The sequence below is a fragment of the Serpentinimonas barnesii genome, from assembly GCF_000696225.1.
Classification (GTDB): Bacteria; Pseudomonadota; Gammaproteobacteria; order Burkholderiales; family Burkholderiaceae_C; genus Serpentinimonas; species Serpentinimonas barnesii.
This window is the reverse complement of the sequence record NZ_BAWN01000030.1, coordinates 23,472-37,375: the sequence shown is the minus strand read 5'-3', so window position 1 is coordinate 37,375 and position 13,904 is coordinate 23,472. Positions and strand designations below refer to the sequence as shown.

The following is a 13,904-nucleotide window of genomic DNA, read 5'->3' as shown; positions in this document are numbered from 1 at the left end:
AAGGTGGGTTCTTTAAAAACCCGCCAATGGCGGGTTTTTTTTCGCCCGCCGCCAGCGCAGCGATCAGAGCTGATTGACCGGGTACAGCCGTGCCAGCGAGCCTTGCACGCTTTTCACCACGGCAAAGGCGTTTTTCAGGTGCCCGCGCTCGAGGTTGGAGAGCGCATCGGGGCGCAGGTAGTTGTCGGCCGCGTGGCCTTCCGACATGCGCTGCGCCTGGTGCTGCAGCCGCAGCGTACCCAAGAATTCGAGCGCGTCGATCAGGTCGCGCACCTGCTGCGCCGTGACGGCCCCGCTGTCGGCGGCGATTTCCAGCCGGTCGCGGGTGTTGACGGCCGCTGAGCCGGCCGCCAGCGCGTAAAAGCGCGCCATGTCGGTGATCGGGACGATGCCCTGCATTTTCAGGTCCACAGAGCCCTCGTGCACCCCGCCCTTAATTAACGTGATGTTGCCGAGCCAGTTCAGCGGCGGCTGGCGTTGCAGCGCGTTGCCGGCCAGGTTCACCAGAAAGGACTTGTTGCCTTGGGTGCGCTGCACCACCTCGGTGCGCAGGGTGGCGAAGAGATCGGCCTTGCCATAGACAAAGCGCTGATCAAAAAAGACGCCGGTGAGCATCAGGGCCTCGGGCTCGGGAAACTCGATCCAGCGGTAGAAATACTGGCGCCATTGCTGCAGCGGCTGGCGCCATTGCTCGGTCATGGCCATCATTTCGCCCGGGCAGTGCACATAGCCACAGGCGTCGAGCCCGTCGCACACGAAGCGCGACAGTTGGCGAAAATACTCGCCGTGGCGCTCGGGCTCGTAGCCGTCGTCGAGCACCATGCAGTTGTCTTGGTCCGATTTGGCGGTCTGCTCGTTGCGCCCTTGCGAGCCCGCGGCCACCCAAGCGTAGTCCACAGGCGGCGGGCCAAATTGCAGCTCACCCAGTTGCAGCAGCCGCGCGGTCAGGGCGTCGGTGATGGCGCTCACGATGTGGCCGGTGCTGTAGGCGCTGGCTTCGGCAGCGGCCAGGCTTTGCTGCAACTGTTTGATGCGCGCACTGGTCTGCACCAGCGCCTGCACCGAGTCCTGGTTGTAAATGGCCCCAGCCAGATAGACCGCCGAATTGCTCTGGCGCTCGCTCAGGTCCGAGCTGCTGATCATGCCGACCACCGCCGCGCCGTCGAGCACCGGCACGTGGTGGATGTTGTGGCGCGCCATCAGCAGCAAGGCGTCGAAGGCGTGCTGCTGCACGCTGATCGTCAGCGGAGCCAAGGTGGCGATCTCAAAGATCGGGCGTGAGGTGTCGAGCCCGGCCGCCACCACGCGGTTGCGCAGGTCGCGGTCGGTGATGAGGCCAAACAGGGCCCCGTCTTGCACGATCAGCACCGAGGAGATGCGGTGCTCGCGCATCAGCCGCGCCGCTTCAATGATCGGGGTCTGGGGCGGCAGGGTTACAGGGGCGCGCTTGAGCAGGCTGCGCACCGGGGTGGTGATGAGGCTGACGTAGTCGTCGCTGCTGCGTGAAGGGGCGGGGTCGGTGTGGGCGTTCATGGTGCGGTGTGCAGGAAGTCCCTCGAAAGCCACATCTTAAAGCCAGGCGCGGGCTGGTCTTGCTTAATTGAAATTTTTATCAGTCTCAGGCAGTCAGGCCGGGATTGGGTGACAATGCACCTTCCACCCGACAGCGACAGATCCATGCCCAGCGCCCCCCTTGCAGCCGAGGTTCACCCGATGATGCGCCGCACCCGCAGCGCGGTTTGGGCGCTGTTGTGGCTGGGCGCCGTGGGTGGTGTGTTGGCCGCTGCGCCCAGCTCTGCGCCGGCCTTGCCGCCGACTCCGCCCTTGCTGGCCGTGTCCGAGCTGCCCCCCTTGGGCCCACCCCCTTGGACCGACGAAGCGCCGCAATTGTCGCGCTGGATCGAGCTGGGTTTCGAGGCGCAGCAGCGCAACGCGGTGTTGCAGGCGGCAGCCCACTATTGTGCAGCGGCGCGTTTTGGCAGCACCGAGGCCCAGTACCGCCTCGGGCGGCTGTTTTTAGAGCGCATCGACGAGCCCGGCCGGCTTGAAGGGCGCACCCTGCTGGCCATCGCGGCACAAGGCGGGCACGAGCAGGCGATGCAGATCGTGTCGCAGACCGGCTTTGCCGACGCCGTGCCCGATTGCCTGATCAGCGGTGCGGCGCCCCAGTTTGCGCTCCCAGCGCCCCCTGCGTCAGCGGCCCCGGCCGCGCTGGCGGCTGAGGCGGTGGTGCCCTTCGAGGTGGTGCAGCGCTTCATCGACGCGCTGCCACCCGAGCGCCAGCGCTACGCCGAGCTGATTCAGCGCCTGGCACCGCGCTTCGAGGTCGATTTCCGCTTTGCGCTGGCGGTGGCGCGGGCCGAATCGAACTTCAACCCCAGCGCCGTTTCGCCCAAGAACGCCATGGGCCTGATGCAGCTCATCCCCGAAACCGCCGAGCGTTTTGGCGTGCGCTATCCCTTCAACGCGGAGCAAAACGTGCGCGGGGGCTTGGCGTACCTGCGCTGGCTGCTGCAGCGTTTCAATGGCGACGTGGCGCTGGCCGCCGCGGCTTACAACGCGGGCGAGGGGGCGGTGGACCGTTTTGGTGGCATTCCGCCGTTTCGCGAGACGCAGGACTACGTGCGCCGCATTCTGAATTTTTACCGCGCCCCGCTGCACGTCTGGCCGCCCGTGCGCTGAGCCTGCCGGGGGCTGGGCTGGGGCAGGTTGGGGCGGCTTACAGGTCCAGCTCTTGCCGGATCAGGGTGGCGATTTCCTCGATCGACTTGCTGGTGGTCGAGAGGTTGCGGATGCCGGTGCGGCGCATCATGGCCTCGGCCTCGGCCACTTCGTAGCGGCAGTTTTCCAGGCTGGCGTAGCGCGAGTTGGGGCGCCGTTCGTGGCGGATTTCGCTCAGGCGCTGCGGCTCGATGGTCAGGCCAAACAGCTTTTTCTTGTGCGCCAGCAGCTGCGGCGGCAGTTGGCGGCGCGCGAAATCTTCCGGGATCAGCGGGTAGTTGCTGGCCTTGAGGCCAAACTGCAGCGCCAGGTAGAGCGAGGTCGGCGTTTTGCCGCTGCGGCTCACCCCCACCAGAATCACATCCGATTGCGCCAGGTCCCGATCCGTCTGGCCGTCGTCGTGGTCGAGCGTGAAGTTGATCGCCTCCATGCGGTCGTGGTATTCGCGGCTCTTGGCCACGTCGGAAAAGCGCCCCACGCGGTGGTTCGACTTGATTCCCAGCTCCAGTTCCAGCGGCGCAATGAAGGTGCCAAACATATCGATCAGCATGCCCTTGCAGTGGCCGTGCAGCACCTGCAGCACCTCGGGGTTGACCACGGTGGTAAAGACCAGAGGGCGCCGGCCATCGACCTCGGCGGCGTGGTTGATTTGGCGCAGGGCCTGGTGCGCCTTGTCGGCGTCGTCGACAAAGGGCAGGCGCACGCGGCGCGGCTCGATCTCGAACTGCGCCAGGATGGCTTTGGCAAAGGTTTCGGCGGTGATGCCGGTGCCGTCGGAGACAAAAAAGGCGGTGCGGTGCGACATGGGGGGCAATCGGGGGCGGCAGGGGGAGAAATAGGGAGCCGCAATGGCTGCCGAGGGTGCGGATTTACAATCCGACGATTATCCCGCCTCCCGCGCCCAGCCCAGCCGCCACCCATACAGCACAACGATGTGGCGGCTTTGGCCTTGGGCGCGCAGGCTGCGGCTCCAGCGGCCCCAGCGGGATACCCAGTTTTTTAACTTTGGAGTTTCACCATGTCGCAACTGTTTGACCCGACCGCCTTGGTCGTGCCCTTCGAGCAACTCAGAATGAGCGATGTCGAAGCCGTAGGGGGCAAAAATGCCAGCCTCGGCGAGATGATCTCGCAACTGCCGCAGGGCGTGCGCGTGCCCACTGGTTTTGCCACCACCGCGCACGCCTTTCGCCAGTTTCTGGCCGCCGATGGCTTGCATCAGCGCATCCAGGCCAAGCTGGACGCGCTCGACACCGACGACGTGCGCGCGCTGGCGCAGTGCGGCTCTGAAATCCGCGCCATGGTCGAGGCCCAGCCCTTTCCGGCCGCCTTGGAGCAGGCCATAAGCGCCGCCTACGCGCAGCTCAACGGCGCCAGCACCAGCGCCAGCTACGCCGTGCGCTCCTCGGCCACCGCCGAAGACTTGCCCGACGCCTCCTTTGCCGGGCAGCAGGAAACTTTTCTGAACGTGCAGGGCATAGCCGACGTGCTGCACAAGATCAAAGAGGTGTTTGCCAGCCTCTACAACGACCGCGCCATCAGCTACCGCGTGCACAAGGGCTTTGCACACGCCGAGGTGGCGCTGTCGGCCGGGGTGCAGCGCATGGTGCGCTCCGACCTCGGCGCGGCCGGGGTGGTGTTCACCATCGACACCGAATCGGGCTTTGAAGACGTGGTCTTCATCACCAGCAGCTACGGCCTGGGCGAGACGGTGGTGCAAGGCGCGGTGAACCCAGACGAGTTCTATGTTCATAAACCAATGCTGCAAGCGGGCAAGCAGGCCGTGATCCGGCGCAACCTGGGCTCCAAGCTGATCCAGATGGTGTTTGCCACGCCCGAGCAAAAAGCGCGCAGCGGCAAGCTGGTGCAAACGGTCGAGGTGCCGGTGGAGCAGCGCAACCGCTACAGCTTGAATGAGGCCGATGTGTTGCAACTGGCCCACTATGCGCTGGTGATCGAGCGCCACTACGGCCGCCCTATGGACATCGAGTGGGGCAAAGACGGCTTGGATGGCCAAATCTACATCCTGCAGGCGCGCCCCGAGACGGTCAAGAGCCAAGCGGGCGGGCAGGTTGAGCTGCGCTACAAGCTCAAGGGCCAGGGCGCGGTGCTGGCCACCGGGCGCGCCATTGGGCAAAAAATCGGCACCGGGCCGGTGCGGCTGGTGCAGCACATCAGCGAGATGGACCAGGTGCAGCCCGGCGACGTGCTGGTGACCGACATGACCGACCCGAACTGGGAGCCGGTGATGAAGCGCGCCAGCGCCATCGTCACGAATCGTGGCGGGCGCACCTGCCACGCCGCCATCATCGCGCGCGAGCTCGGCATTCCGGCCGTGGTGGGCTGCGGCGACGCCACCGAGGCGCTCAAAGACGGCGCGCTGGTGACGGTGAGCTGCGCCGAGGGCGACACCGGCCACATCTACGACGGCCTGCTCGAGACCGAAGTCACCGAGGTGCGCCGGGGTGCCATGCCCGAGCTGGACCTGAAAATCATGATGAACGTGGGCAACCCGCAACTGGCCTTCGACTTTGCCCAGATTCCCAACGCCGGCGTGGGGCTGGCGCGGCTGGAGTTCATCATCAACAACAACATCGGCGTACACCCGAAAGCGATACTGGACTACCCGCAGATCGACGCCGACCTAAAAAAAGCGGTGGAGTCGGTGGCCCGCGGCCACGCCAGCCCGCGCGCCTTTTATGTGGACAAAGTGACCGAAGGCGTGGCCACCATCGCCGCCGCCTTCTGGCCCAAGCCGGTGATCGTGCGCCTGAGCGACTTCAAGAGCAACGAGTACCGCAAGCTCATCGGCGGCAGCCGCTACGAGCCCGACGAAGAAAACCCCATGCTCGGCTTCCGGGGCGCGGTGCGCTACCTGAGCGCCGATTTTGGCGAGGCCTTTGCCATGGAGTGCGAAGCCATCCGGCGTGTGCGCGAGCCCATGGGGCTGGACAATGTGCAGGTGATGGTGCCCTTTGTGCGCACCCTCAAGCAGGCCGAGCAGGTGGTGGAGCTGCTGGCCCGCTTTGGTTTGAAGCGCGGCGTCAACGGCCTCAAGCTGATCATGATGTGCGAAATCCCCAGCAACGCCATTTTGGCCGAGCAGTTTTTGCAATTCTTTGACGGCTTTTCGATAGGCTCCAACGACCTGACCCAGCTCACCCTGGGGCTGGACCGCGACTCCGGGCTGGAGCTGCTGGCGCAAGACTTCGACGAGCGCGACCCGGCCGTGACCACGCTGATCTCGCAAGCCATCCAGGCCTGCCGCGCCCAAGGCAAGTACATCGGCATCTGCGGCCAAGGCCCGAGCGATCACCCCGACTTCGCGCGCTGGCTGCAGCAGCAAGGCATAGCCTCCATCTCGCTCAACCCCGACACCGTGATCGAGACTTGGAAGCAGTTGGCGCAGGGTTGATGGGTGCGGGTGGGGCCACCAGTGGCCTCCTGCTTCCATTGTTGCGGTGCACTTGGGTCATGCCCTAAGACCGGCGAGCTTGGTCGGTGTGCATAAGCTGGCTATAAAAAATCGGGTTTGATCGTCCGTTCCTGCCACATCGTCAGTTCACTGCTGCGGTGTGCTGGTGCGGTGCCTTTGATCACCGGTAATGTCATCAACCGTCGTGTGTACGGGCCAAACCAGTTACGTTCGACCCTGCAGCTTGCTGGAGTTTCTGGTTGTCTTGGTGGGCCCCCGCATGTGTTTGGCTAAATACGAAAGAACCAAATTGTGAATTTTGAAAACCCGGTTGCTTTTTCAATCCTTCTCTTCAGCCTGATCGCTGTCGTTTACGTCAGCTGGTGGGGCAACAAGTACACCAGCACCACCACCGACTTTTACGTTGCCGGCGGTAAAATCTCTGCGCGCCTCAATGGCTGGGCCATGTTTGGCAGCTATTGCTCGGCTGCCAGCTTCCTTGGCGTGGCCGGTGCCATTTCTTTGACAGGTATCAACAGCTGGTGGGTCGTCATCAGTTTCTTTGGTGCTTGGATTTTTGTGCTGGTCGTGCTGGCCGGTCCACTCAAAAACACGGGCAAGTTCACTGTCGGCGACGTGCTGGTTGGGCGCTACGGTGGCCGCACTCTGAAGCTGCTAGCCATGTTCACCACCGTCATCATTGGCACGCTCTACCTGGTGCCGCAGATCGTGGGCGCCGGGCACCTGTTCGAGCTCCTGCTGGGCTGGGACTACAGGGTCACAGTGTTCGTTTCTGCGACCGTGATGGGTTTGATGTTGGTGCTTGGCGGCATGATGGGAACCACCTACAACCAAGCCATTCAGGGCGTGATCCTGATGGTGGCGATTTTGCTGCTCTTCATCCTCGCCACGCTGATGTACTTTGGCGGCAACCCCTTTGCCATCATCTCGCAGTCCATGGTCACGGTGCCACCGACCGAAGCGGTCAAGGTGATTGCGCAAATCACGGTGCCTGCCGCGACCGAAGGCACTTTCGGACCCTTTGTGTTGGCCGAAGCGGTTCGCGCTGGCTTTGCCGATCTGCCCCATGCCCTCACCCCTGGCATCGCGACACCCGACGTCTGGAGCCAAATCAGCCTGGTGCTCGGTCTGCTGCTTGGCATGGCCGGTCTGCCGCACATCCTGATCCGCTTCTACACCGTGAAAGATGCCAAAGACGCCAAGAAAAGTGCTGAAATAACCATCATCAACTTGGCGGTTTTCTACATTGCGGTGCTGTTAGTCGGCTTTGCCACCATGATGATTCTGTATCCGGTGCTGATCGAAATGTTGCAAGCGGGCCAACACGGTCGTGCCGCCAACATGGCGATCCCGCTGCTGGGTATGGAAATTGGCGGTGAAGTCATACTCGGCATCGTTGCTGCCGGAGCCATGGCCGCCATGCTGAGCACCTCGGTCGGACTGCTGATCTCGATGACCACCAGCCTGTCGCACGACGTCTATGCCGGTGTGTTGCGCCCCAACAGCACCGACCGCGAGCGGCTGGTGTTCGCTAAGCTGGGTGCCGTGGTGCTGACGCTAATCGCCTTGGTGGCCTCAATCTGGCTCAAAGATCAGAACGTCGCCATCTTGGTGGCGATGTGCTTTGGGATCGCTGCCTCTACCTTGGCCCCGGTGCTGATCCTCTCGGTCTGGTGGAGTGGCCTGACCAAGGAAGGCGTGATCGCTGGCCTTGTGGTGGGTTTGATCGTTTCGCTGACTTTCACCTTCGCTCGCTTCGCCGAGGTGCCGGAAATCGCTGGCGTTCGCGTGCTCGACTACCCGGCGCTGTACGGGCTGCCGGCGGCGCTGCTGTCGATCATCGTGGTGAGTCTGTTTACCAAGAACGTGGGCAACGCGCGCCAGTTCTTGATGGCTGCACGCCGCAAATAGCATAGCCCGCTCGCACTCGGCGGGGATGAGTGGGGGGCGCTGGTTGGGTCGCGCCCGCTCAGGGCCTTAGGGCCCCGGTGCCCGCAGCAGCGCCGCGATGGGCTGCAAATCGTCGGCGGTGAGCACGCCGCTGGCTAGGCGCAGGCGCAGGCTGCCCAGCAGCAGCTCGTAGCGGGCGCGCGCCAGCCTGGCTTTGGTGTCAAAGAGCTGGCTTTGGGCGTTGAGGACGTCGATGTTGATGCGCACCCCCACTTCGAAGCCAAGCCGGTTGGCATCTAGAGCGCTTTGGCTGGAGGCTTGCGCGGCTTGCAGCGCCTGCACCTGCCCAGTGCCCGAGACCACGCCGAGGTAGGCGCTGCGCGTGGCCTGGGTGACGCTGCGCTGGGCCGCGTCGAGGTCGGCGCGGGCCCGGGTTTGCAGGGCCACGGCCTCGGCAATGCGGTTTTGCAGCGCGCCGCCGGTGTAGAGCGGCAGGTTGAATTGGATGCCAATGCTGGCGTCGCGCTGGCTGGCGTTGCCGCTGGCAGCGGGCAGGCCCTGGACCGGGCCGCGGGCCAGTTGGAGCTGCGCCGTGGCATCGACCGTGGGGCCGCGCGCGGCTTGGGCGCGCTGCACTTCGAGCGCGGCGATTTGCAGCCCGGCCTCGGCTTGGCGCAGCATGGGGTGCGCGGTTTGGGCGCGCTCGACCCAGCTTGGCATGGTGGCAGAGGGGTCCGGCACGGGCAGGGGCACGCCTTCGGGCAGGTGCCACGGGCGCACGCCGGCGCGCCCTACGAGCTGTTCAAGTTCGAGCTGGCGCACTTGCAGCGCATTGGTGGCGGCGATGTGCTGCGCCCGCACCAAGTCGAAGCGCGCCTGCGCCTCGCGCGTGTCGGTGATGGTGGCGCTGCCGACTTCAAACAGGCGCCGCGCCGCCGCCAGTTGCTCGGCCACGGCGGTTTGCTGCGCCTCGATGAAGCGCAGGCTGTCTTGCGCCGCCAGCACCTCGAAGGTGGCTTGGGCGGTGCGCAGGATCAACTCTTGCTCGGTGCTTTGCAGCCGTGCCTGCGCCGCCTGCAAGGACAGCTCGGCCTGTTGCAGCGCCAGTTGGTTGGCGGGCCGAAACAGCGGCTGGTTAGCCCCCAGGCTGAGGTTTTGCCGGTTGCTGCTGCGCGCGGGCCCGGTCAGGCTGCTGTCGCTGTGGGACCAGTGGGCGCCGCCGCTCAAGGCCACGCTGGGGCGCACCCCGGCCAAGGCCTGGGCGGCGCGGGCACGATCGGCCTCGAACTGGGCTTGCGCAGCCAAAAACGTGGCGTCGTGGGCGCGCGCGGCGGCAAACAGCTCGGGCAGGTTTTGTGCTTGGGCGCTGCCGAGTGCAAACAAGCCCAGCACGACACCGGCTACGGCAGCCCGGCGCAAGGTGCTGGCGGGGTGCCGGAGGGGGGCCTTCATGGTGCCGGGCCGCGCTTAAAACTGAAAGCGCGAGGCTTCGGGAAAGCCGCGCAGGCGCGGGGCCACGATGTCCCACGGCTGTTCGGTGGAGTAGCTGGTGGGGCCGGTGCGCCGCACCAAGGTGGCGCGCATGATGGGCTCTTGGCCGACGATGGCGAATAAGCGGCCGCCGATTTTGAGCAGGTCCAGCAGGTCGGCCGGCACCTCGGCCACCGAGCCGCTGAGCACGATGGCGTCGTAGGGGGCGTTGCTGCCGCAGGCGGCGCAGCGCTGGGCGGCGGCGTCGGCGCAGCGCACCTCGACGTTGTCGATCCCGGCTGCGCTCAGGTTGCGGCGCGCCTGCTCGGCCAGCGCCGGGTCGATCTCGAGGCTCAGCACGCGTGCGCTCAAGCGGCTTAGCAGCGCCGCCATGTAGCCAGAACCGCTGCCGATTTCGAGCACCGAGTCGGTGTCTTGCAAGGCCAGGTCTTGCAGGGCGCGGGCCTCGATCTTGGGGGCCAGCATGCACGCGCCCTCAACCGCCGGGCGACAGAGCGGGATTTCGACGTCGGCCAGCGCCAGTGCGCGGTAGGCAGCGGGGGCGAAGTCTTCGCGCTTGAGCGCACCCAGCAGTTGCAGCACCCGCGCATCCAGCACCTCCCAGGGCCGAATCTGCTGCTCGATCATGTTGAAGCGGGCTTGCTCGAAGTCGAAAGCGGGGTGGGCAGGGCTCAAGGCAGACTCCAGTGGGCGGGTGGACAGGTGGTGCCGGTAATTTTAACGGACTGTGCCTTGCGGTCCGAGCAACTGACGCAAGCGGTACAGCGCCGCCAGCGCCTCGCGTGGGCTTAGGGCGTCGGGATCGAGTGCGGCCAAGGCTTGTTCCAGGGCGCTCGGGGGCTGGTCGGTGCTGGCCTGCGCCGGGGCAAACAGGTCGATCTGCGCCTGCGCCGTGGCGCTGTGGTCTTCCAGCGCTTGCAGGGTCTGGCGCGCCTGGTTGAGCACGGCGGCGGGCACACCGGCCAGGCGCGCCACCTGCACCCCGTAGCTGCGGCTGGCCGGGCCGGGCTCGATCTGGTGCAAAAACACGATCTCGCGCCCGCTCTCGACGGCGCTTACGTGCATATTGATGGCGGCGGCGTGCTCGGCCGGGAACTGCGTCAGCTCAAAATAATGGGTGGCAAACAGGGTGTGGGCGCGCACCTTGTCGTGCAGGTGGCTGGCAATGGCGCCAGCCAGCGCCAGGCCGTCGAAGGTCGAGGTGCCGCGCCCGATCTCGTCCATCAGCACCAGGCTGTTTGCGCTGGCCCGGTGCAGAATTTGCGCCGCTTCGCTCATTTCGAGCATGAAGGTGGACTGGGCGTTGGCCAGATCGTCGGCGGCCCCGATGCGGGTGTGGATGGCGTCCAGCGGCCCCAGGCGGCAGCGCTGCGCCGGCACGTAGCTGCCCATGCTGGCCAGCAGCGCGATCAGCGCCACCTGGCGCATGTAGGTGGACTTGCCGCCCATATTGGGGCCGGTGATGATCTGCAGCCGCGCCTTGGGGCCGAGCACGGTGTCGTTGGGGATGAAGGGGGTGTGGCCCTCGGCCAGCCGGGCCTGCACCACGGGGTGGCGGCCAGCGCGGATTTCGATGCCCGGTTCGGGGCCGAACTCGGGCGCGCACCAGTCCAGCGTGAGCGAGCGCTCGGCCAGCGCGCACAGGGCGTCGAGCGCGGCCAGCGCGCGCGCCAGCTCGCCCAGCGCGCCCAGGTGCGGCTGCAAAGCTTCCAGCAGCGCCTCGAACAGCCATTTTTCACGCGCCAGCGCCCGCTCTTGCGCACCCAGCACCTGGTCTTCGAAGGCCTTGAGTTCCGGGGTGATGAAGCGCTCGGCGTTTTTTAGGGTCTGGCGGCGCCGGTAGTCGGCCGGCACCCGGTCGAGCTGGCCTTGGGTGATTTCGATGTAAAAGCCGTGCACCTTGTTGAACTGCACGCGCAGGTTGGCAATGCCGCTGCGCTCGCGCTCGCGCACTTCCAGCGCCAGCAAAAAGGCGTCGCAGTTGTGTTGCAGGGCGCGCAACTGGTCCAGCTCGGCGTCGTAGCCGTGGTTGATGACGCCGCCATCGCGCAGCAGCGCCGCCGGTTCGGGCAGCAGGGCGCGCTGCAGCAGCTCGGCGCAACCCGGCGGCGGCTGCAACTGCTGCGCCAGTTGAGCCAACAGGGGCGGCAGGGCGCGCGCGGTGTGGGTGGCGGCATCGGCGCGGTCAGCCAGATCGCAAGGCTCGGGCGGGGCTGGGGCCGGGGCTGGGTTGGGGGCCATGGGCTCGGGCTGGGCCGGGGCTGCGGGCGCGCCGGTTTGCAGCGTTTGCGCCAGCGCGGCCGCGCGTTGCAGCGTCTGCTCCAGCCCCACCAGCTCGCGCGGTCGCACCTGGCGCAGCGCCAGCCGCGCCGTGATGCGCTCCACGTCGGCAGCCCCGGACAGCGCCTGGCGCAGCGGTTGCAGCAGTCGCTGGCGCAGCAGCCCGATGGCCTGCAGGCGCTGCTGCGCCGCCGTGCGCACCCGCTGCGGCTCCAGCAGCCAGCGCCGCAGCAGCCGGCTGCCCATAGCGGTCTGGCAGGTGTCGAGCAGGGAGAACAACGTCGGGCTGGGCTCGCCGCGCAGGGTCTGCGTCAGCTCCAGGTTGCGCCGCGTGCTGGCGGGCAGGTCGATCAGCTCCTCGGGCCGCGCCACGCGCAGGCTGGCCACGTGCGCCAGCGCCCGCCCCTGGGTGTGCTCGGCGTAGTCCAGCAGCGCCGAGGCGGCGGCGTGCGCCAGCGGCAGCTCTTGTGCGCCCCAACCGGCCAGGCTGGCGGCCTGCAACTGCGCGCACAGCTTGCGCAAGCCCAAGGCGCTGTCGAAGGCCCAGGCCGGGCGCGCCGCCAGGCTCAGGCGCGCCGTGCCCACGCCGCCTGCTCCGCCAGCGCCCGCTAGGCTGGGCCATTGGCGTTGCAGCTCGTGCAGCTCGCGTGTGGGGGCGGCGGGCAGATCGGCGCTGTGCAGCAGCTCGCTGGGGCCGATGCGCGCCGCCCACGTGGGCAGTTCGTCGCTGCGGCACTGCGCCAAGTGCAGCTCGCCCTGCGTCAGGCTCAGCCAAGCCAGGCCCAGCGTCTGGCGCGGCCCCCAGTGCAGCGCCAGCAGCACCGGTTCGGTCTTGTCGGGCAGCAGCTCGGCTTCGGTCAGGGTGCCGGGGGTGAGCACGCGCACCACGCGCCGCTCCATTGGCCCCTTGGCCTGCGCCGGGTCTCCCACCTGTTCGCATATCGCCACCGACTCGCCCAGCTTGAGCAGCCGCGCCAGGTAGTTGGGCGCCGAATGAAAGGGCACCCCAGCCATGGGAATCGGCTGCCCGGCCGACTGGCCGCGCCTTGTGAGCGTGATGTCGAGCAGCCGCGCCGCCTTCTCGGCGTCGTCGTAAAACAGCTCGTAAAAATCCCCCATGCGGTAAAACAGCAGCGTGCCCGGATAGCCCGCCTTGAGCCCAAGGTACTGCTGCATCATGGGGGTGTGGCTGGGGCCAGATGCGGTGGGGGAGGGCGCAGGCGCAGCGGGGGGTGAAGGAGCCGGGTTCATGCGTGCGGTTGGGGCGGGGAGGGTGCGGGTTGGTGGGCGATGGTAACGTTTTGCGCTGCGGCGCTGCGGTTTCGGCGGGGCTGTGCAGGTGGGATGTTTTGGCGCACCTCACCGCGCCATCCTCATCGGAGCCCATGCCTGCGCACGCACGGGGCAACAGTCAGCGCAGGGCAGCCCGCTGCCGCAGCACCCACACACCCGATCGCACACACCCTCCTCTGGCTGGCTGGCCTAGGCTGGGAGGCCACCCGCTTGATGGCAGGATGCCAAGCGCGGACTGCCTGCCGTTCAAAGGCCAACCGGGCCGGCCAAGGTGCCCGGCCGCCCATCGGGCACAGCACCGTCGGCTAGCACGCGGTTGCGCCCCTGCTCTTTGGCGGCGTAGAGCGCATGGTCGGCGCGGTGTACGGTGTCGATAGCGCTGCTTGCGGCCTGCCCGGCGGCCACACCCAGTGACAGGGTCACGGAGCCGACTTCGGCGTCGTGGCAGCTGGCCACGGCCAAGCGGATGCGCTCGGCCAATTCCAGCGCAGCGGGCAACTCCAGGCCGGGCAGCGCGATCAAGAACTCCTCCCCGCCCCAGCGCACCAGCGCATCGGTGCTGCGCACGCTCTGGCTCAATTGCTGCGCCACGGCTGCGATGATGCGGTCGCCGGCGGCATGGCCGTACACGTCGTTGACGCGCTTAAAGCGGTCGATGTCGGTCATGATCACGGCATAGGCTTGGCCCGAGACTTGGGCAGCGGCGTGGCAGCCTTGCAAGGCCTCTTCACCTGCTCGGCGGTTGAGCAGGCTGGTGAGCGGGTCGCGGCAAGCCAGGTTTTGCAATGCATGTTCG

Annotated in this window: 9 protein-coding genes; 3 read left to right on the top strand and 6 right to left on the bottom strand. The window is 66.6% G+C overall.

Annotated features, from left to right (window positions below):
- Positions 1–63 precede the first annotated feature (63 nt).
- Complete coding sequence (locus SRAH_RS09195; protein ID WP_045476980.1) at positions 64–1,533, bottom strand: DUF294 nucleotidyltransferase-like domain-containing protein; 1,470 nt, start codon at positions 1,531–1,533, stop codon at positions 64–66.
- Positions 1,534–1,713: 180 nt separating this feature from the next.
- Here SRAH_RS09195 and SRAH_RS09190 point away from each other — a divergent pair, with 180 nt between their 5' ends.
- Positions 1,714–2,682, top strand: coding sequence for a lytic transglycosylase domain-containing protein (locus tag SRAH_RS09190; protein ID WP_232841031.1), 969 nt, complete (start codon positions 1,714–1,716; stop codon positions 2,680–2,682).
- A gap of 37 nt (positions 2,683–2,719) precedes the next feature.
- On the opposite strand, the gene ppsR is transcribed toward SRAH_RS09190, so the two are convergent.
- Positions 2,720–3,526, bottom strand: coding sequence for a posphoenolpyruvate synthetase regulatory kinase/phosphorylase PpsR (ppsR, locus tag SRAH_RS09185; RefSeq protein WP_029463056.1), 807 nt, complete (start codon positions 3,524–3,526; stop codon positions 2,720–2,722).
- A 213-nt stretch (positions 3,527–3,739) separates the two neighbouring features.
- Between ppsR and ppsA the strand changes: the two genes are divergently transcribed.
- Together ppsA and SRAH_RS09175 are read left to right on the top strand one after the other, a co-directional pair.
- Entirely contained in the window at positions 3,740–6,133 is a 2,394-nt protein-coding gene (ppsA, locus tag SRAH_RS09180) for a phosphoenolpyruvate synthase (RefSeq protein ID WP_029463055.1), read from the top strand.
- A 312-nt stretch (positions 6,134–6,445) separates the two neighbouring features.
- Complete coding sequence (locus tag SRAH_RS09175) at positions 6,446–8,065, top strand: sodium/solute symporter (RefSeq protein WP_029463054.1); 1,620 nt, start codon at positions 6,446–6,448, stop codon at positions 8,063–8,065.
- Positions 8,066–8,131: 66 nt separating this feature from the next.
- On the opposite strand, the gene SRAH_RS09170 is transcribed toward SRAH_RS09175, so the two are convergent.
- From SRAH_RS09170 to SRAH_RS12855, 4 genes are all read right to left on the bottom strand, one after another.
- Entirely contained in the window at positions 8,132–9,496 is a 1,365-nt protein-coding gene (locus SRAH_RS09170) for a TolC family outer membrane protein (RefSeq protein WP_029463053.1), read from the bottom strand.
- A gap of 15 nt (positions 9,497–9,511) precedes the next feature.
- Complete coding sequence (locus tag SRAH_RS09165; protein ID WP_029463052.1) at positions 9,512–10,162, bottom strand: protein-L-isoaspartate O-methyltransferase family protein; 651 nt, start codon at positions 10,160–10,162, stop codon at positions 9,512–9,514.
- Between the two features lie 90 nt (positions 10,163–10,252).
- Positions 10,253–13,066: a DNA mismatch repair protein MutS gene (mutS, locus tag SRAH_RS09160; protein ID WP_029463051.1), complete on the bottom strand. Its 2,814-nt coding sequence runs from the start codon at positions 13,064–13,066 to the stop codon at positions 10,253–10,255.
- Between the two features lie 288 nt (positions 13,067–13,354).
- The gene (locus SRAH_RS12855) at positions 13,355–13,894 is read right to left on the bottom strand and encodes a GGDEF domain-containing protein (protein WP_197537873.1); all 540 of its coding nucleotides are present in this window, start codon (positions 13,892–13,894) and stop codon (positions 13,355–13,357) included.
- Between the last annotated feature and the right edge of the window lie 10 nt (positions 13,895–13,904).

Bases quoted from the DNA above. Each gene is read 5' to 3' on its own strand.
- SRAH_RS09165 (WP_029463052.1), bottom strand. From the start codon at position 10,162: ATGATCGAGCAGCAGATTCGGCCCTGGGAGGTGCTGGATGCGCGGGTG.
- ppsA (WP_029463055.1), top strand. From the start codon at position 3,740: ATGTCGCAACTGTTTGACCCGACCGCCTTGGTCGTGCCCTTCGAGCAA.
- mutS (WP_029463051.1), bottom strand. From the start codon at position 13,066: ATGAACCCGGCTCCTTCACCCCCCGCTGCGCCTGCGCCCTCCCCCACC.
- SRAH_RS09190 (WP_232841031.1), top strand. From the start codon at position 1,714: ATGATGCGCCGCACCCGCAGCGCGGTTTGGGCGCTGTTGTGGCTGGGC.
- SRAH_RS09170 (WP_029463053.1), bottom strand. From the start codon at position 9,496: ATGAAGGCCCCCCTCCGGCACCCCGCCAGCACCTTGCGCCGGGCTGCC.
- ppsR (WP_029463056.1), bottom strand. From the start codon at position 3,526: ATGTCGCACCGCACCGCCTTTTTTGTCTCCGACGGCACCGGCATCACC.
- SRAH_RS09195 (WP_045476980.1), bottom strand. From the start codon at position 1,533: ATGAACGCCCACACCGACCCCGCCCCTTCACGCAGCAGCGACGACTAC.